Below are 19041 nucleotides of genomic sequence, written 5' to 3'. Positions count from 1 at the left end.
TCGGGGCTGTCAGAGCTGAGGGACGACGGCGTTGGTGTCTCGCCGCTGCCGTGAGATCGCTCGCCACGGCAGGGCGACGAGGATGCCGCCGGCGAGCAGCCCGAGGGCGGTCAGGACGGCTAGCAGCACGACGGCGCCCCCGAGGGCGGGAAGCTCGGCACCGACGGTGACCTCCGCGGAGACTGCTTGGCCACCGTCGGCGTTCATGAGCACGGCCGTCCAGTCACCGTCGGCCGGCTCCCAGGTGAGTGTTCGCTCGCCGACGCCGGAGTCCTGAGTGACCCAGAAGGTCTGCTGGGCCGGCGATGTGGTGGGCGCGGCGCCTAAGTGGGTCCTGTAGGTGGGGTCGTGATCACGGATCCCGGTCACCGTGTCGTAGCCCACCCCAGCGAGGTAGTCCCGGACCTTCGAGGTGGGACCGACACCGAGAAAGAGCTCGGCTCCAGTGTTCGGCTCCGCGGTCATCCGAGCATCGCCGAGCAATCGGCCAGGGAGGGACTCGCCGGGTGCATCGGTGTGCAGCTGCAGGTTGCTCGACGCGACGGCATGGGTGGGGGTGTCGAAGGCTTGCCGATCGCTCATCAGGAACCCGTCCTGGTCACGCCCGCCCTGGTCGAGCACAGCCAGCGTGCCGGTGGCACCTGCCAGGCCCAGGGAGCTCAGGAGGAGCACGGAGCCGAGGACCAGTGACGTGACCCGGCCGCCGGTCCAGCCGGACATGGTCGGGGTCGCGCCGGTGCACGTCTCGGCGGCGACCGGTGTCGCTGCAGCCGATGAGGTCAGGGACGCGTGCACAGACACCGTGCCGGTCTCGTGGCCACCCTGCTCGAGCGCGAACGGGGGGTAGCGGTCGGTCATCAGCGCGGCGTAGCCCGCAACGCGGAGCACCCACCGGTTCAGACCCAGCACCAGGTCGAAGATCGGGCCGGGGTATCGGCCGGTGAAGAGCAGCACGATGCCGGCTATCAGCGCGAGCAGCCCGATCAGACCCATCCCGGAGAACGACTCCCCGGGCCCGTCCTGCGCCACGTAGCCGACACCGCCGAGGAACAGGCCGGCGACCAGATAGTGGGGGATGGCCAGCAGCCACCACTTGACCAGCACCAGACCCCGGGACAGCTGATGCGGGTAGTCGACCTCGAGGTGGGCCGGGTAGTCAGGGACGTCGTGCAGCGAGAACGGGGGATAGCGGTCTGTCCCCAGTGCACCGAAGGTGTAGAAGCCGACCCGCCAGGACCACCGCAGGACGCCCACGTTGAAGTCGAACAGCGCCCGCGGGTAGTGGCAGGTGAAGAGGATGGCGAAGAACGCAATGACGCTGGTCGCCACGAAGCCGATCCACAGGAAGGCCAGGATCACGTAGTGAGGGATCGCCAGGAGCCACTTGACGAGCCACAGGCCACGGCTCAGGTGCGGGTCGAGCTGGGCATCGACGTGCACCGGGTAGTCGGTGGGGGACACGAACGGGGTCGCAAGGGTGGTCATGGCGCCTTTCCAAGGCTTGTGAGCCCCCAACCCGTGCGTGACGGGCCGGGGCAGTGTTCATCGAGAACGGGGTTGTCCTGGACGATCCGGGCTCCTGGACCGCGGACGGCCCAGTCCCCAGGTGTCGCCGGCGTAGGTGAGCGCGAAAACAACCAGGGCGAGGGCGGAGAGGCGGTGCTCGGTCGAGCACGGGATGGTTCTCCGGGGGCTGGACGACGCTCCACATCAGTACGTAGAGCACTGCTCCGGCGGCTGCGGCGAGGCGCATCCCGATCCCGAGCGTGAGCGCGAGACCGATCCCGAGGAGGCCGAGCATGAACAGCCAGTCTGCTCAGGCGGCACCGGCGATGGGTGTTAGAGGTCCTCGAATGGCCGTCGGCCGCGAACGCCAAGAATCCCTCGGTGGGGCTGCCCCCGTTGATCCAGGCCGCGTCCCCGGACCGATCCAGGGTGCCCTCCTGGTCGAACCCGGTGTGGAACCCGAGAGCCAGCAGCTTGTCAATGAAGGCTCACAGGAAGGTGAGCCCGAAACCGATGTGCAGGGTGGCCAGCGCGCGACGTGCGGGGGAGGTCAGATCGAGAACCCGGGACTTCGCTGGTGCCCCGGCGGGGGTTGGGTCGGTGTGATCGCCCTGGGTGCGGAGTGTGGGTGGGATGTTCATGTGGGTGACTCCAACTGGCTGCGGATGACACGGTGCGGGGGCCTCGTGCTCTCCCTCAGCCTCGTGCCGATGCCGCTCCGGCGGCAGGGCCGCCGGGCACCTGACCGGGGGCACTTCGTCCCGGGCGCGGGTCCAGCAGTGCACACTGGGGCAACGGCTACGCGATTTGGGGGAAGCAGTGGGAGAACGAGGACCCGAGGCAGGGCTGCGGGCCATCCTGCGTGCCAACCTCGAGCTCACCAGCGCCCTGGATCTTCGCGAGGTGCTCCGCCGGGTGGTCGAGGCGGCCGTGGATCTGCTGAACGCCCGGTACGGCGCCCTGGCAGTGCTGACCGAGAACGGACAGGGCTTCGCCGAGTTCATTCACGTCGGTCTCGACGACGAGGTCGCCCGCGGGGGCGGCGAGCTTCCCCCGGGACGCGGCCTGCTCGGCGCATTGCTCAGTGACCGAGGACCCCTCCGTGCAGCCGACACCGCGACTCATCCACTCTTCGACGGGTTCCCACCACACGACCCGCCGATGACGGACTTCCTGGGCGTGCCGATCCGCGTGCGCGGTGAGGTCCTCGGCACCTTCTACGTGACGAACTGTCGCGCCGGGACCTTCTCCGCCGACGACGAGCAACTGATCGAGGCGTTTTCCGCCGCCGCCGGGATCGCGATCGCGAACGCCAGGCTCCACGAGGAGACCAGGTACCGCGCCCGCTGGTCCACAGCCTTGGCGACCGCTGCGCGCGACGCCGCCTCCCTGACGGATGGCTCGTTGGGGGATGATTCGGTGGGAGGGGACTCGGTGGGGATGCTGCTGCGCAGGGCCAGCGAGCTCGCGGGAGCCGACCGGGCCTCGGTGCTGCTCGTCACCGGTGACGAATCGGCCCTCACGGTCTGCCATGCCTATGGCGACGGGGCGGCACGGCGCGTGGGTGAGGAGATCCCGTTGACCGGGTCGCCCGCCCACGAGGCCATGACCAGGGGTGTCACCCTCGTCGACGACGCGCCCGAGGGAAAGCGGGCCACGCGCACGATCGTCGTACCGCTCTCCGGCGCACAGGGCGTGCGTGGTGCGCTCTGCCTGGAGAGTGCCCGTGAGCGGGGACCGTTCCTTGCCCGAGACCGGGAGATGGCGGAGTCGTTCGCCGCACACATCGGGGTGGTGCTGGGACAGTCCCGGATGCAAAAAGCGCACGATCTGCTCACCAGGCTCGAGGACCGCAGCCGGATCGCCCGAGACCTGCATGACCACGTCATCCAGCGGCTCTACGCGACGGGACTCAGGCTGAGCGCCCTGGCGAGTCGGATCGAGGCGCCGGCGGACGCCCACCGGATCGAGGTGACGATCGACGAGATCAACGCGACCATCGTACAGATGCGGGAGGTGATCTTCGCCCTGCGGTCAGGCACCGAGGCGTCGCCGCGGGCGCAGCTGCACCGGCTGGTCGACGGGGTCGCGGGATTCCAGAACGCTCCCGAAGTCGTGGTCGCGGGACCGTTGGACACGGTGGCTGATCCCGAGCTCGCGATCGACCTGCTCGCGGTCGTACGCGAGGCACTGTCCAACGCCGTCCGCCACGGACGGGCGCGCAGTGCCCAGGTCCGGGTCTCTGCCACCGCCACCCGTGTGGAGGCGAGCGTCACCGACGACGGCACAGGAATCGGTGAGATCGCCACTGCCGGCGGACTCGCCAACCTGCGAGAGCGTGCCCGACGCCGCGGCGGCAGGATGGAGATCCGCAAGACCCCGAAGGGGGGCACGGCGCTGGTGTGGTCGGTGCCCCTGAAGCCAGCGAGACCAGGAGATGCCAGTGACCAGCACACCACCGAGTGAGCGTGGAGAACCGATCCGGGTGTACCTGCTCGACGATCATGAGGTCGTCCGCGACGGGCTGCACTGGCTGCTGGAGAGCGCCGAGGACATCGAGGTGGTGGGTGAGTCGGGGTCCGCGGTCGAGGCGACCAGCCGGATTCCCGCGCTGCGACCGCACGTCGCGATCCTCGACGCACGACTGCCTGACGGCTCCGGGATCGACGTGTGCCGGGCGGTCAGGGAGGTCGATCCCAGCATCCGGGGACTCATCCTGACCTCGTACGACGACGACGCGGCCCTGTTCGCCGCGATCATGGCCGGTGCCTCCGGTTACGTCCTCAAGCACACCCGCGGCTCGGACCTGCTGGACGCGATCCGCCGGGTGGCGGGTGGTCAGTCGCTCATCGATCCCTCCCTGATCGAACGGGTGCTGGACCGGGTGCGCCACCCACACGTGGTCGCCCCGGAGCTGTCGCACCTGACCAAGCAGGAGCTGGCCCTTCTGGGCTTCCTGGCCGAAGGTCTGACCAATCGGCAGATCGGCGAGCGGATGGCACTGGCGGAGAAGACGGTGAAGAACTATGTCTCCACCGTGCTGACGAAACTTGGGCTGGAGAGCCGCACGCAGGCCGCTGTCATGGCCACCAAGCTCCTCGACCAGGGACTGGAGTCACCATAGCGGTCGCACCGCCGCGAGATGACCTGCGCCGATACGCCGAGGGACTTCCAGCCCTGCCGCCACACGCGCCGCCCGTGCACGCTCGAAGGACGGGCACGGTCGAGACAGTGGGTGACGCATATGCACAGGAGCACGAAGCCGATTCCGCAGGGGCCGCACGGGCCCTGGTTCCTGCGCCGACCTCGGTTCACCGTGGCCACGGTGGCCTTCCTCTTCGTCATCATCACCGTGCTGCGGGTAGCGCAGGGGGACGATGCCACCCTCGGCGTCACGATGCTCTACATCCTCCCGATCAGCCTCACCGCACTCGCCTGGGGACGTTGGTCGGGGATCGTGTCCTCACTCGTGGCGCTGACCCTGATCGGCCTGTGGGTCCTGGTCGAGAACGTCGAGCTCTCGACCGTGGGATGGGGGTCCCGTGCGATCCCCATCCTGTTGGTGGGCTACCTCCTCGGCGACGCCTCGGACCGGCTCAGGCGCGCCGAGCGGGAGCGGGCGGCCCACGAGTCCCACGAGATGCTGCGCCGACAAGCGGTCGAGGTCAACGACACGCTCGTCCAGGGAATGGCCGCAGCGAAGTGGGCACTGGAGGTCGGCAGGATCCAGGAGGGCATCCGCGCCCTCGACGACACCCTGCGCATCGGTGAGGCGCTGGTCTCGGAGCTGATCCGGCAGTCGGACGCCGGGGTCACAGCCGCCGGAGACTAGCGAGGGACTGCGAGACTGCCCTACCGGTTGGGACTTTCGGCACCTGTGCGTTGGTCGGTGCCGTGGTCTGGTGGGAGCACGGTGCCCGGGGAACCCCCCGCCGGCACCCAGCGAGGCCGTGGACAAGCGACCTTTCGCAACCATAAGAAGAGAGCGTTGCATCGTGGTAACCACCCGCATCGAAGAAGATTTGCTGGGAACGCGGGAGGTGCCTGCCGAGGCCTATTACGGCATTCACACCGTCCGTGCGATGCAGAATTTCCAGATCAGCTCGGCGAGCATCAACGACTTCCCCGAGATGATCCGGGGGATGGTCATGGTGAAGCGGGCATCCGCCATGGCGAACAAAGAGCTCGGCACGATTCCTGCGGACGTGGCTGACGCCATCGTCGCCGGATGCGACGCGATCCTTCTCGAGGGCCGCTGCATGGACCAGTTCCCGGTCGACGTGTTCCAGGGCGGCGCGGGCACCTCGGTCAACATGAACACCAACGAGGTGGTCGCCAATCTGGCGCTCGAGCACCTGGGGTTGGCGAAGGGGCGCTACGACGTGATCAGCCCCAACGAGCACGTGAACCAGTGCCAGTCCACCAACGACGCCTACCCCACCGGACTGCACCTGGCAGTGCTCAGCGTCGTTGACGGCCTGGAGTTGGAAGTTGCGGCCCTGGCGGACGCCTTCGACGCGAAGGCGGAGGAGTTCCGGAACGTCCTGAAGATGGGCCGGACCCAGCTCCAGGACGCCGTCCCGATGACTCTGGGCCAGGAGTTCGCGGCGCTGGGTGCCCTGATGCGTCACGAGATCCGACGCCTCACCCGAGCCGGCGAGCTGCTCCTGGAGATCAATCTGGGAGGCACCGCCATCGGGACCGGGCTGAACACCCCGGACGGCTACCCGCGCTGCGCGGCCGACAAGCTCGCGGCGGTCACCGGCCTGGCGATCGTACCGGCCGACGACCTCATCGAGGCGACGTCCGACACCGGGGCCTACGTCTCCATGCACGCCGCCATCAAGCACTTGGCGGTCAAGCTCGGCACCGTGTGCAACGACCTTCGACTGTTGTCGTCTGGTCCGCGTGCCGGGCTCAACGAGATCAACCTGCCCGAGCTGCAGGCGGGCTCCTCGATCATGCCGGCCAAGGTGAACCCGGTGATCCCGGAGGTCGTGAACCAGGTCTGCTTCAAGGTGATCGGCAACGACGTCACGGTCTCGATGGCCGCAGGCGCAGGTCAGCTCCAGCTCAACGTCATGGAGCCGGTCATCGCTCAGGCGCTCTTCGAGTCGGTCAGCCTGCTCACCAACGCGTGCCAGAACCTTCGGGTCCGGTGCATCGACGGGATCACGGCGAACCCTGAGGTGTGCCACGACCACGTGATGGACTCCATCGGCATCGTCACCTTCCTGAACCCCTCGATCGGTCACCACAACGGTGACTTGGTCGGCAAGGAGTGCGCCCGGACCGGCAAGAGCGTGCGCCAGGTCGTGCTGGAGATGGGGCTTCTCACCGAGGCCGAGCTGGACATCCACCTCGCTCCGGAGAACCTGATGCGACCGCAGTACCGCGGCAAGATCTACGCCGCCGCCGCTGCTGCCGATGACCTTCCGCTGAGGGTGTGACGGGCCGTGATCTTCGTGGAGTTCGCGGTCGTCCTCGCCGCCATCTTCCTGGGGGCCCGACTGGGTGGGATCGCCATCGGCTTCGCCGGTGGGCTCGGCGTGCTGGTGCTGGCGCTCCTGGGGGTGACCCCGGGGGAGCTCCCGCTGGCGGTCATCTCCATCATCATGAGCGTCATCGCGGCCGTGGCCGCAATGCAGGTGGCCGGAGGCATGGACTACCTCGTCGATCTCGCCGACCGCATCCTGCGCAGGAACCCCAAGCACCTGAATTTCCTGGCCCCGGTCATCACCTACCTGATGACCTTCATGGCCGGCACAGGCCACACCGCGTTCTCAACCATGCCGGTGATCGTCGAACTGGCCAAGGAGAACAACATTCGACCGTCGCGGCCGCTCTCGGTCGCCGTGGTCGCCTCCCAGATCGCCATCACCGCGTCACCGGTCTCGGCCGCCGTGGTGATCTTCTCGGGCATGCTCGAGAACCAGGGGGTGGACTACCTGGAGGTGCTGGCGGTGGCAATTCCCTCCACGTTCCTGGCCTGCATCGCGACCGCCCCGATCATGATGGCCATCGACAAGGCGCGCGGTGACACCGACCTGAGCTCGCACCCCGAGTACCAGCGCCGGATGGCCGCCGGGACCGTGTCGACGAACGAGTCGACCGGGCACTCGATCCTGCCTCGGGCGCGGCTCTCGGTGGTGATCTTCCTGATCGGACTGGTGGGCGTCATGGGCTACGCGACGGCCATCAGCGAGAACGTCGGGCTCATCGCCAACCCCGTCATGGAGCGCGACGCCGCGATCATCACCTTCATGTTGTCCATCGCGGCGGCAATCGTCCTCGTGTGCAAGGTGGAGACCCCCGACATCCTCTCCGCGTCGACGTTCAAGTCCGGCATGAGCGCGAGCATCTGCGTGCTGGGAGTCGCGTGGTTGGGCACCACGTTCGTCACCGAGCACGTGGAGGAGATCACCGACTTCTCAGGTGACCTGCTCAGCAGCCAACCCTGGATGCTTGCCGTGGTCCTGTTCTTTGCCTCGGCCCTGCTCTACTCCCAAGCCGCAACCACGCAGGCCCTGATGCCCACGGCCCTGGCCATCGGCATCGCACCTGTGGCGGCGGTGGCCGCCTTCCCGGCAGTCTCCGCACTGTTCGTGCTGCCCACCTATCCCACCCTGCTCGCAGCGGTCGAGATGGACGACACCGGCACCACACAGATCGGCAAGTATGTCTTCAACCACCCGTTCCTCATCCCCGGCGCCATCAACATCACCATCGCTGTTGCCCTGGGATTCCTGTTCGGCTCGCTCATCTTGTAGCCCTCGAACATCCCGCAAAGACAAGACCCCGGCAAAGACAAGAACGGACACCATGACCAGCACCGAGACCCTCGAGCCCGTTCCCGAGGTGGGCGCTCTGGCGGCCCGAGTCCAGGATGCACGCAAGACCTACGGGATGGGCGGTAGCGAGGTGGTCGCCCTCGACGACGTCAGCGTCGGCTTTGCCGCCGGTGCCTTCACGGCGATCATGGGGCCTTCAGGTTCGGGGAAGTCGACCCTCATGCACTGCATGGCCGGACTCGACACGCTTACGTCCGGGCAGGCGTTCATCGGCGACACCGACCTCGCCACTCTCTCGGACCGACAGCGCACGATTCTGCGCCGGGACCGACTGGGGTTCGTGTTCCAGGCGTTCAACCTGCTCGCGCCCCTGACGGCGGAGGAGAACATCACGCTGCCCGCGGACTTGGCAGGCCGGAAGGTCGACCCTGACTGGTTCGACTCCGTGGTCTCCACCCTCAAGATCGCCGACCGGCTGCACCACCGCCCCTCTCAGCTCTCCGGCGGCCAGCAACAACGCGTGGCGATCGCTCGTGCCCTGGTGGAGCGACCCGAGGTGGTCTTCGCCGACGAACCGACCGGAGCCCTGGACACCAGGGCCAGTTCGGAACTGCTGACCTTTCTCAGGACCGCCGTCGACGATCTGGGCCAGACCGTCGTGATGGTGACCCACGACCCCAGGGCTGCCGGATACACCGATCGAGTCGTGTTCCTGGTCGACGGCTCGGTGGTGGAAGAGGTGGCCGCCCCCACCCATGAGGCGGTTCTCGACACCATGAAGCGCCTGGGGAGCTGACCATGCTTCGTCTCTCACTGCGCAGCCTGTTGATGAACAAGCTGCGGCTCCTGCTGACCACCGCAGCGATCACCATCGGGGTCGCGTTCGTCTCCGGAACCTTCGTCCTGTCCGACACCATGAACCGGGCCTTCGACGACCTGTACGCCGGACTCAACGCCGACACCGACGTGGTGGTGCGCTCCGAGGTCGCCTACACCGACTACGGCTTCCAGGCAGAGGCGCGACCTCTGGACGAGGCTCTCGTCGGGACGATCGCGGCGGTCCCCGGGGTGGAGCTGGCAGAGGGTTCGGTGACCGGTTTCGCGCTGCTCCTCGACAAGGACGGCGAGCCGATCCAGCCCGGCGGCGCACCCACCCTGGGGTCCAGTGTCAACGGCGACGCCGAACTGGCGGGCGACTTCACCATCCGCGAGGGAGTCGCGCCGGTCGGGTCGGACGAGGTTACGATCGATGCCCGCTCCGCTGAGAGCGCCGGGTACGCCGTGGGGGACAGAGTTGCGGTCGTCCTGCACGACGGGACCCACGAGTTCACCCTCGTCGGCATCACGGGGTTCGGGGAGAACGACAGTCTCGCCGGCGCAACACTGGCCGGGTTCGACCTTCCCACGGCTCAGCGGGTGCTGGGCAAGGACGGCGGCGTGGACCAGATCTCAGTCCTCACTGAGTCCGGGACCAGCGCCGACGACGTGATGGCCGACATCGCGGGTGTGGTGCCGGACGGTGTCGAGGTCCTTACCGGGCAGACGGTGGCTGAGGAGGGCTCGGAGGCCATGCAGTCAGGGTTGGCGATCTTCACCCAGGTGCTGCTCGTCTTCGCCGCGGTGTCCCTCCTCGTCGGCTCCTTCGTCATCTGGAACACCTTCAACGTCATGGTCGCCCAGCGTCGACGGGAGGTGGGGCTGCTGCGCGCGGTGGGTGCGACCCGAGCTCAGGTGCTCGGCGGGGTCCTGCTCGAGTCGAGCGTCGTCGGGTTGCTCGCCTCGGGGGTTGGTCTCCTGGCCGGCGCGGGCCTGGCTCTCGGCATCCGTCAGCTCCTGACCCTGATTGGGATCGAGATCCCCACCACCGCGGTGACGATCGAGCCACGCACCGTCGTGGCGACCTTGGGTGTGGGCGTTGGGGTCACCCTCGTGGCGGCAGGGATCCCGGCGTGGGCGGCAACTCGGGTCGACCCGGTCGAAGCACTAAGGGACGCCACCCCAGTCACCGGCGAGGTGAGCGACCGCCGACGCCGCGCCGGGTGGGTCCTGCTGGGCGTCGGGATTCTGGGACTGGTCTGCTGCGCGGTGCTCGGAGACCTCCCGGCGCTGACCGGTGTGGCGACCCTGACGACGTTCGCCGGCCTCATCGTCGCCGGGCCCTCGCTCGCTCGAGGGACCGCCCGGCTAGCCGGCCGTGGACGCCGGGGCGGCGGTTGGCGGCTCGCGTCCCGCAACGTCAATCGCGCTCCGCGACGGGCGGCGGCCACGGCGCTCGCCCTCACCATCGGGGTCGCCGTCGTCGCCGCGGTGACCGTGACCGCTTCGTCCCTGCGCGAGTCGGTGGGCGAGACAGTGACGGCCAGCAACCGGGCCGACTTCTTCCTGCAGCCCCTCGGGGCCGGCGCCGGGATCAGCCCGGCCGCAGCGACCGCCGTTCGCGGCGTGGACGGTGTCGACGCGGTGGTGGAGGTGAAGTACACAGGCGCCGAGGTCGACGGGAGCCGGGCCACGGTCGTGGCGCTGGACCCCACCCACCTTGACCGTGTGATGGATCTCGAGGGATCGGTCGGAGCGCTCGACCTAGTCCCCGGCACCGTGATCGTCGGCCTCGCCGAGGCGCAGGCACTGGGGGTGGGGGTCGGCGACTCCGTGACCGTCACGTTTCCGGAGACAGGTGAGACGACGCTGACCGTCGTCGGCACGCTTGCCGAGGGCCCGACCAATCTCCTCAACTCCTCCTACGTGGTCTCGCTCGAGGACTTCGCCGCCCACGTGACCTCCACGCTCGACACCGTGGTCCTCATCTCCGCAGTCGAGCACGCCGACCTCGCCGCGACCGAGCAGCTGATCGGGGCCACGCTCGACGCCCATCCGAACGTCACGGTCAGCAGCCCCGTGGAGCTGACCGAGAACGCTGAGGCCTCCATGGACCAGCTGCTAGGAGTGGTGCTGGCGTTGCTGCTTCTCTCCGTCGTCGTCGCAATCCTCGGCATCGTCAACACCCTCGTGCTCTCCGTCCTGGAACGGACGAGGGAGCTGGGACTCATGCGTGCCGTGGGAGCCACGCGCAGGCAGATCCGAGGGATCGTGCGTCGTGAATCGGTCCTGATGGCTCTCCTGGGCGCCGTCACCGGCGTCGGGCTGGGGACGCTCTCGGGCATCGCGTTGAGCCGTGCCCTGTCCAGCGAGGGCGTCACCACCGTGGTGGTTCCGATCACGCAGCTGCTGGCCTACCTGGTGGGCGCTGCCGCAGTGGGAGTCCTGGCCGCGATCGGCCCGGCCCGACGTGCGAGCAACGTGGACGTGCTCGGGGCCATCGCGCTCGACTGATCGACTGCGGGTGATTACGACGGGGTGCTGAAGGGTCCGGCGACGGCTGACCCCGCTGCCCATCCGGGTGCGCGACCACCCTCGGGGGGTCGGACGGCGGCGAGGTCGTGCCCGCTACGGGTGAGCAGCCACGAGGTGAGCGAGTTGGAGTTCCACATCTCACCGGCGTGCTGCTCGTCTCGGCCCCAGGTGGCCGTGGGACAGCACGGGACCAGGTCGAGCACCTGCCGTGCCTGGGCGCGGTTGGTGCTGAGGCGGTGAGGGCTCTCAACCGCCGTGGCGGCGTCCGGGATGGCGCCGTCGCGCCAGCAGCGGATCTCATAGCGGAAGATCCGCGAGCGGCCCCACGCGCGGGACCCGACCGGCCCTTCGGAGACGACGCCTCGGTCATGGTGCTTGGTGGCCCAGACGGGTGCCATCTCGATGGCGTGGTCGTGGCCGTCCAGGTGGACGATCAGCGCCGAGTGGTACAGGTCGACCGGTGGGCGGTGCTTCCGGATGGCGATGAGGGCTTCGTAGAGGCGACCGCTGCCGCGCACGCACTGGCCGCCGGCGCCGGCGCCCAGTGGCAGCCAGTACAGGTCCACACTCGCGCGGTCGCGGGGTTGGCGCCTCGTGGTCATAGGGTTCCGGGCTCGGTGCCGGTGTGGACCTGGGACATCAGGTCGGCGAACCGGCCCGGCTCGTCGTACGGCGGGGTGTGCCCGGACTGTTCGAAGACCACGTACTCCTTGCTGGGAGCGGCCAGCGCGTCGAACCACTCGCGGGCCAGGCTCTCCCGCCCGGCCGCCTCGTGTCGGCCTTCGACCAGGTAGACGGGGACGGCCAGGCGCGGCACCTGCTCCCGGAAGTCCGTGCCCTCCAGTTGGGGATACAGCACGTGGAACGTCTCGGCGATGGCGGCCATCCCACGCAGTTGCTCCACGAGCGTGTACTCACCGACGAGCAGGCTGGACGGGTACTCCGAAGCGGGGTTGTAGTCCTCGCCGTGCTCAAAGTCGATCCACTTGGGGTTGGACGCGATCGCGACGGGGTAGTCCAGGGTGTCGTCGTAGGGTGGGGGACCGAGGTCGAGCAGCGCGTCGACGGCGTCGTCGTCGCCCCTGGCCTCCGCGTCCTGGAGGCTCTCGGCGTACATCAGCTGGTCGGTCTCGAACGGGTCGACCATCTGTCCGGTGCCGATGTAGGCGTGGAACAGCTCGGGGGAGTCCTGGACCGCCTTCGTCCCGAGGATGGTGCCCCAGGAGCTGCCGACGAGGTAGATCTTCTGCTCCTCGAACCGGTCGCGCAGGTACTGGGTGACCTCGAGGGTGTCCTGGACCATCTGGTCGAGGGTGAGGGTGGAGGTCGGTTCCAGCGCGTGGAAGGACTTGCCGGTGCCGCGCTGGTCCCAGGTGGCGACGACGAAGTCCTGCTCCAGGTCCTCGCCGGAGTTGCGGATCCGGCCGATCCCGGTCCCGCCCGGGCCGCCCTCGAGGAACAGCAGGACCGGCGCCTGCGCGGAGTGGCCGCGGAGCATGATGGCCTGTTTGTGGCCGCCGATCGGTACCTCGACCAGCTCGGCGATGCTGCCGGGCACCGCGTCGCCGTCGGCACCGACGATGCGCTCGGTCGACGCGGGTCGGAGCAGACCGGCGGCCAGCAGAACCACTGCCACGGTCGAGAGCGCCAGGACGACACGGCGTACCAGTCGCCGCCCGCCAGGCGACTGCACGCCGGGGGAGTGTTCGATGCGGCGCGCCAGGACCAGTCCCCAGCCGCAGCCGACCACCAGCGGCAGCAGCATCAGCACGGCATCGACCCCGCGGCCGCCGACCAGCGCGATGACGCCGTACAGGCCGTCGAGGGAGATGCCGTCCACCGTGGGTCCGTCGATCCTCATCCTGACCAGCTCGAAGACGAGCCCGAAGGTCAGGGGGGCGGCGAGCAGGATCCATCGGGCGCGGGTCGACCACCCGGCGACCAGGCCCACCGCCAGCATGACCAGCAGGACCGTGACCGCCTCGACGGTGGTCACGGGTCCGCGGGGCACGAGCCATCCCGTGATCGCGCCGGCGACGCCGACGAGAAGCACTCCTGCCGCGCTCCGGCTGCTCACGAGGACTCCACCCGTTCGAACGCGATCACCGGCGTCGAGGTCCCGAGGCCGCGTCGGCTGGCGGGGTGGGTCGCCAGGTACGTCGCCGCGGCCGGGGAACGTTGGGGACACGCCAGCATGTGTCCGACGACGTCGTACCGGGCGCCGTCGCGGACGGCACGGCCCGACACCGGGCCGGTGTAGGAGATCGCGGTGAGCCCCGCGGGCAGCAGCCGTTGGCCACGCCCCTCGATCATGGTCGGGACCACTCGATTCAACCGCATGCCCACCACTCCTGTGGGGTGTTGCTCCTACACGCTAGGCACGTTGTAGGCGATCTCGTCGAACTCGAGCTCGATGTAGGTGAACCAGCCCGTGGGGTCCTGCCACCGTCCCTCGCCCGTCGTGAGCAGTCGGTGCCCGTCCGCGTCGCGGTATCCCGACAGCGGGGTTGACCACGCCTGCGGGACGAACGACTTCCCATCCTCCGAGGCGCGGGACCGGTCCTCGGAGACGAAGTCGACCAGGTCGCCGGAGGTGTTGAACGTGAGCTCGGCCGAGACCGTCTGGTCGACGAGGGTGAAGACCCCACGGACGTGCGTGGCGTCCATGGCCGTCCACCGGAAGGGGGCGTCGACGATGGCGCCGGGCGCCAGGAGGACGAGCTCGTTGAAGACGGTGACCGTCTCGCCTCGATTCATCTCGGCGCCGGAGGCGTCGACGACGGTGACCAGCGAGAGGACCTTGGCTCGCATGGTGGCGGTCGCGTCGGCGTAGAGGTGCAGAACGGTGACCGGGAGCCCGGACCGGGTGGCGTCCATCAGGAACAGTCGCTGCGGCCGCTCCCCGAAGGTGTTGACCTGCCTGCCGGTGAAGGTCATCCATGCGGTGTCCGGGCTGCTGCGGATGCGGCCGTGGAAGTCGGCGTACACGCTGGTGACCCGGGGCTTGCCGACGGCTCCCGAGCGGCGGATGTAGGTCGCGAGAGGCTGTGGCAACCCGGCGAGGTCCTTCTCGGTCAGCACCGGGGGTGTCGCGTCGGCGTCCGTGAGCGCCTGGGTGGCCTGCTTCTCCCACGTGGTGGGGAAGCTGGTTGGCCCCACCGAGAGGAAGCCGTAGGCCGCGACGAGGGCCAGGATCACGTTGAGCGCGGTGCCCGCCCTCGCGTCGCTCCACGACGTGACGACGGCGAGCTGGGACACCACCGCGGCGGCTGCGGCGATCAACCACCACCACGTGGGTGCTCCGAGGACGATCAGGACGGCGGTGGTCAGGACGAGCACGGCCGCCAGCAACCACAGGACACCCGTCCGGGCGTCGATGGGTCCCTTGAGCTGGGGAACGTCTGCCCACCCAAACCCCTTGGCGACACCGAGGAGATGGATGAGCCCGTGTACTCCCAGCACGACGATCACGGTCCAGCGAACAGCGTTGCCCATGCGGATCAGTCCCTTCCCCCGCCACTCTCCTCCCCATCGACGTCGCGTGCTAAACCCCGCAGCGCGGACCCGCCGGGAGCCCCACGATCGGGTCCAGTTCAGAGTCCGACGATGACGCCTGCTTCCCACCCGTTCGCCGCGATCAACACCACCATGGCAGCGGCCAGTCCCCACCCCACCTGGGGACTTCTCCTGCCTCTCTGAGACGGCTGGATCCGGACTGCCCTCGTCCTGCCGTGGATCTTGACGTCCTGCCATCTGCTGATTTGGTAGGTGGCTGCCGCGGCAAGGGCATAGGCCGCGAGCTCGTAGAAGCCGGGTGTGACTAGCCAGTGGAACGATGGCGCGATCTTGCCCGTCTCGGGCATGGTGAAGGAGTTCGTTCCAGTGATGACCCCGAAGTAGACCTGCATCACGACCACGGTGAGGTAGCCAAGCGGCACACCGTTGGAGAAGCGGATGAGGTTGGCTGCCACGTAGAAGAGAAGCAGGATCACCGAGTTGAACGCCGCAGTGCGCGCCCACTCGACGAGGAAGCTGCCGCCAGCGTCATCACCTGTGACCAGCACGCCTGCGCTGCGTCCACGCAGCAACCCCGCGGGCAGCCACCAGAAGGCGATGGCTTGGCAGAGGACGAAGGCGACGACCCCGAGGCCGAGCAGCGTCGCGAAACGGACGCTCAGCCGCGGGGAGCACAGGAGGCTGACCAAGACGGAAGGAATGATGCGTCGTTGATCGACCCCTGAAGTCGACGTTGTTCCCCTCACGCGGCGCCTGCGCTACGGGCTTGTTGGCGACCTGTGGGCGGCAGCTGCCGCGCCGATGACGAGGCCGACCCCGGCACCCAACAAGATGCCGGGAGCGATGAAGGCGGTGCCACCCAGAACCGCACAGAGGGTGAGGCCGATCCCGGCTCCCAACACCATCGCCTGGGGGACCCGCATGGACTGTGCGTCCTGAGTTGTCACGACACTCCCGCCGACTGTGTGCGGCCGCCACGATGGCAACTGCTTCGACCATACGCCGGTGGCCCGGTCGGCCCTGCCTGCTCTCAGGGACGATCCTTCAGCCGGAGGAGCATTTTGCGGAGCTCGTCGTACCAGAGCACGACCGAGCCGAGGGCGACGCACGCGGCCCAGTGAGCCAGGTCCAGGGATGCGGTGCCGAAGGCGACCTGGAGGAACGGAACCTCGACGACGGCGACCTGGAGCACCACTCCGAGACCGATCGCGCCCCACAGCCATTTGTTGGCGAAGAGGCCGTGGAAGGCGGTCGTCGTCTCCGACCGGGCGTTGAGGGAGTTGAAGAGCTGTGCCAGCACGAGGGTGGTGAACCCAGCGGTGCGGGCGACGTCGAGGGTGTCGTTGCCCTCGACGAGGCCGCCTGGCAGGAACAGGTCGATGGAGAAGAGGGTGGCCCCGGCCATGACCAGGCCGAGGGTCACGATGCCTCTCCACATCCGGGCGTCGATTGCCCGGTCCGTCATCTTGCGCGGCGTCCGTGCCATCACATCGTCGATCTCGGGGTCGATCCCCATGGCCAGCGCGGGTGTCGAGTCGGTGATCAGGTTGATCCACAGGATCTGGGTGGCGAGCAGCGGCAGCACGACGGTGGCCCCGTCGCTGGCCTCGTCGAGCCCAATGACGCCGGCCAGGACGACGCCGAGGAAGACGGTGAGGACCTCGCCCACGTTGGACGACAGCAGGTACCGCAGGAACTTCTTGATGTTCTCGAAGATGACGCGGCCCTGACGCACGGCGGCGACGATCGTGGCGAAGTTGTCGTCGGCCAGGATCATCCGCGCCGCCTCCTTGGTCACCTCCGTCCCGGTGACGCCCATCGCCACGCCGATGTCTGCCGACTTCAGGGCGGGGGCGTCGTTGACGCCGTCGCCGGTCATGGACACGATCTGGCCGTCGGACTGCAGCGAGTCGACGAGCCTGAGCTTGTGCTGGGGGGCCACCCGGGCATACACGGAGACCTCGCGCGTGAGGACGAGCAGCTCCTCGTCGTCGAGGGTGTCCAGCTCCACCCCGGTCACTGCGCGGTCTCCGGCCTCGATGATGCCGAGGTCCTCCGCGATGCGGCTTGCGGTGCTTGGGTGGTCCCCGGTGATCATGATCACACGGATGCCGGCGCGGTGTGCCTCGCCAATGGCCGCGGCCACCTCGGTGCGAGCGGGGTCGATGATGCCGACGACCCCGACATAGACCAGGTCGCGTTCCCAGGACTGGTCGATGTCGACGTCACCCTCGGACGCCTTGACGGGTTCCTCGCTCACGGTGCGGTAGGCGACGCCGAGAGTTCGAAAGGCGCTTGCGGAGAGGCTTTCGATCTCGGCGAGCCGCTCGGCCCTGGTCGCGTCGGTCAAGGGTTCTGTGTCGCGGCCCACCTGCTGCCGGGTGCACCTGGACAGCAGTACGTCGGGTGCCCCCTTGCTGAGCAGGACGGTGACGCCGTGGCCGGGCTCCTGGTGCAGGGTCGACATCATCTTGCGTTCGGAGGTGAACGGGATCTCCGCCCGACGTTCGAACCGGCTCATGCGTTCCGTGGTGCCCTCGAGCTTGCGCGCCGCCACCAGGAACGCGGCCTCGGTCGGATCGCCCACGATCTCCCAGGTCCCGGCACGCTCGGTGAGCTGGGCGTCGTTGGCGAGCGAGCCAGCCCCCAGCACGAGGCGTGCCTCGTGCAGCTGAGTGTCGGTGAGCTGTCCCTCCTCGCCTCCTACCTCACCCTCGGGGCGGTATCCCACACCGCTCACCTCGGCCGTCCCCGACGCCGTGACGATCCGCTGGATCGTCATCTCGTTGCGGGTGAGGGTGCCGGTCTTGTCGGTGCAGATGACCGAGGCCGACCCGAGCGCCTCCACCGAGTTGAGCTTCTTCACCACGGCGTTGCGCTTGGCCATCCGCTGCACGCCGATGGCGAGCACCACGGACAGGATGGTCGGGAGGCCCTCGGGCACCGCGGCGACAGCGAGCGAGACCCCCAGCAGCAGCACGATCACCAGGTCACTCGGCTCGGTGACCCCGTCCACCAGGATGATCGTGAGCATCACGACGATCGCGATGACGACGACCCCTGCCCCGAGGACCCGGCTGATGCTCGCCACCTCGTCCTGCAGAGGGGTGGGTTCCTCGACGGTGGCGTCCAGCAGCTCGGCGATGGCGCCGACCTCGCTGTCCATCCCGACGCCGGTGACGATCGCGCGTCCGGTGCCCTGGGCGACGGCGGTGCCCTTGAACACCATGTTCAGCCGGTCACCGAGAGGGGCCGGGTGACTCAGCGTGGTGGGGTCCTTGGTGACTGCCTCGCTCTCCCCGGTCAGGGACGCCTCCTGGATCCGGAGCGAGTTAGCGGTCAGCAGGCGTGCGTCTGCTCCGACCGCGGCGCCCTCGTCGAGCACCAGCACGTCCCCTCGGACCAGCTCCGCTGAGGGAACCGTCCGCAGCGTCCCGTCGCGCAGGACCGTGGACGCCGCGGCCGTCATGGTGCCGAGAGCCGCCACGGCGTCCTCGGCCCGTGACTCCTGGGTGTAGCCGAGCACGGCGTTGAGCACGATGATGGCGGCGATGACAAAGGCGTCGATGGGGGTGCCCGGGGCACCGTCGATGACCCAGGCGATGAGCGAGATCGTCACGGCCGCGAGCAGCAGGTAGATCAGCGGATCCTGGAACTGCGCGAGGACCTTCCGCCAGGTCGGCACCGGCTTCTTGCCACGGAGCTCGTTGGGGCCGTCGGCGGCCAGTCGGCGGGCCGCCTCCTCCTCGGAGAGTCCGGTGGTGGGGTCCACGTCCAGCTCTCGGCTGACGACGTCGCCGCCCAGCAGCGACGGGTCGCGAAGCTCTCCCAGAGTCGACGAATCCAGATCCATTGATCGTTTCCCCCTGAGATTCGC

Annotated in this window: 14 protein-coding genes; 7 read left to right on the top strand and 7 right to left on the bottom strand. The window is 68.6% G+C overall.

The genetic code is table 11. The features are described from left to right. Positions 1-9: 9 nt before the first annotated feature. Complete coding sequence (locus tag AC4BGE_RS18315; protein WP_490576218.1) at positions 10-1485, bottom strand: DUF4389 domain-containing protein; 1476 nt, start codon at positions 1483-1485, stop codon at positions 10-12. Between the two features lie 840 nt (positions 1486-2325). Between AC4BGE_RS18315 and AC4BGE_RS18310 the strand changes: the two genes are divergently transcribed. The 7 genes from AC4BGE_RS18310 (at position 2326) to AC4BGE_RS18280 (ending at position 11627) form a co-directional block, all read left to right on the top strand. Continuing rightward, on the top strand, positions 2326-3972 hold the full coding sequence (locus AC4BGE_RS18310; RefSeq protein WP_490576217.1) for a sensor histidine kinase: 1647 nt from the start codon (positions 2326-2328) through the stop codon (positions 3970-3972). A gap of 19 nt (positions 3973-3991) precedes the next feature. Continuing rightward, entirely contained in the window at positions 3992-4630 is a 639-nt protein-coding gene (locus tag AC4BGE_RS18305; protein WP_490576216.1) for a response regulator, read from the top strand. A gap of 201 nt (positions 4631-4831) precedes the next feature. Continuing rightward, positions 4832-5338 (top strand): hypothetical protein, encoded by a 507-nt coding sequence (locus tag AC4BGE_RS18300; RefSeq protein ID WP_490576215.1) that lies wholly within the window; start codon positions 4832-4834, stop codon positions 5336-5338. Between the two features lie 163 nt (positions 5339-5501). Beyond that, positions 5502-6956, top strand: coding sequence for an aspartate ammonia-lyase (gene aspA / locus AC4BGE_RS18295; RefSeq protein WP_490576214.1), 1455 nt, complete (start codon positions 5502-5504; stop codon positions 6954-6956). 6 nt (positions 6957-6962) lie between these two features. Next, a complete protein-coding gene (locus AC4BGE_RS18290) occupies positions 6963-8276 on the top strand; it encodes an anaerobic C4-dicarboxylate transporter (RefSeq protein ID WP_490576213.1) in 1314 nt (437 codons plus the stop codon). A 52-nt stretch (positions 8277-8328) separates the two neighbouring features. Then, positions 8329-9093, top strand: a complete 765-nt coding sequence (locus AC4BGE_RS18285; protein WP_490576212.1) for an ABC transporter ATP-binding protein — start codon at positions 8329-8331, stop codon at positions 9091-9093. Positions 9094-9095: 2 nt separating this feature from the next. Then, positions 9096-11627, top strand: coding sequence for an ABC transporter permease (locus AC4BGE_RS18280; RefSeq protein ID WP_490576211.1), 2532 nt, complete (start codon positions 9096-9098; stop codon positions 11625-11627). 14 nt (positions 11628-11641) lie between these two features. Here AC4BGE_RS18280 and AC4BGE_RS18275 read toward each other — a convergent pair whose 3' ends face one another. From AC4BGE_RS18275 to AC4BGE_RS18250, 6 genes are all read right to left on the bottom strand, one after another. Continuing rightward, a complete protein-coding gene (locus tag AC4BGE_RS18275; RefSeq protein WP_490576210.1) occupies positions 11642-12214 on the bottom strand; it encodes a hypothetical protein in 573 nt (190 codons plus the stop codon). Between the two features lie 32 nt (positions 12215-12246). Next, a complete protein-coding gene (locus tag AC4BGE_RS18270) occupies positions 12247-13725 on the bottom strand; it encodes an alpha/beta fold hydrolase (RefSeq protein ID WP_490576209.1) in 1479 nt (492 codons plus the stop codon). Beyond that, a complete protein-coding gene (locus AC4BGE_RS18265) occupies positions 13722-13988 on the bottom strand; it encodes a hypothetical protein (RefSeq protein ID WP_490576208.1) in 267 nt (88 codons plus the stop codon). The genes AC4BGE_RS18270 and AC4BGE_RS18265 overlap by 4 nt, the downstream gene beginning before the upstream one ends. Before the next feature lie 27 nt (positions 13989-14015). Continuing rightward, positions 14016-15143: a DUF6544 family protein gene (locus AC4BGE_RS18260; RefSeq protein ID WP_490576207.1), complete on the bottom strand. Its 1128-nt coding sequence runs from the start codon at positions 15141-15143 to the stop codon at positions 14016-14018. A 98-nt stretch (positions 15144-15241) separates the two neighbouring features. Next, positions 15242-15853 carry a stage II sporulation protein M gene (locus AC4BGE_RS18255; protein WP_490576206.1) on the bottom strand — a complete coding sequence of 204 codons (612 nt, stop codon included), beginning with the start codon at positions 15851-15853 and terminating at the stop codon, positions 15242-15244. 341 nt (positions 15854-16194) lie between these two features. After that, on the bottom strand, positions 16195-19017 hold the full coding sequence (locus AC4BGE_RS18250) for a cation-translocating P-type ATPase (protein ID WP_490576205.1): 2823 nt from the start codon (positions 19015-19017) through the stop codon (positions 16195-16197). Positions 19018-19041 lie beyond the last annotated feature (24 nt).

It is taken from the genome of Nocardioides sp. Z50_6 (assembly GCF_058215755.1).
This window is presented reverse-complemented; position numbering and strand designations above follow the sequence as displayed.

What these genes read in the sequence shown, in the direction of transcription:
- AC4BGE_RS18315 (WP_490576218.1), bottom strand. Translation starts at nt 1,485, where the DNA reads ATGACCACCCTTGCGACCCCGTTCGTGTCCCCCACCGACTACCCGGTG.
- AC4BGE_RS18285 (WP_490576212.1), top strand. Translation starts at nt 8,329, where the DNA reads ATGACCAGCACCGAGACCCTCGAGCCCGTTCCCGAGGTGGGCGCTCTG.
- AC4BGE_RS18280 (WP_490576211.1), top strand. Translation starts at nt 9,096, where the DNA reads ATGCTTCGTCTCTCACTGCGCAGCCTGTTGATGAACAAGCTGCGGCTC.
- AC4BGE_RS18265 (WP_490576208.1), bottom strand. Translation starts at nt 13,988, where the DNA reads ATGCGGTTGAATCGAGTGGTCCCGACCATGATCGAGGGGCGTGGCCAA.
- AC4BGE_RS18260 (WP_490576207.1), bottom strand. Translation starts at nt 15,143, where the DNA reads ATGGGCAACGCTGTTCGCTGGACCGTGATCGTCGTGCTGGGAGTACAC.
- AC4BGE_RS18250 (WP_490576205.1), bottom strand. Translation starts at nt 19,017, where the DNA reads ATGGATCTGGATTCGTCGACTCTGGGAGAGCTTCGCGACCCGTCGCTG.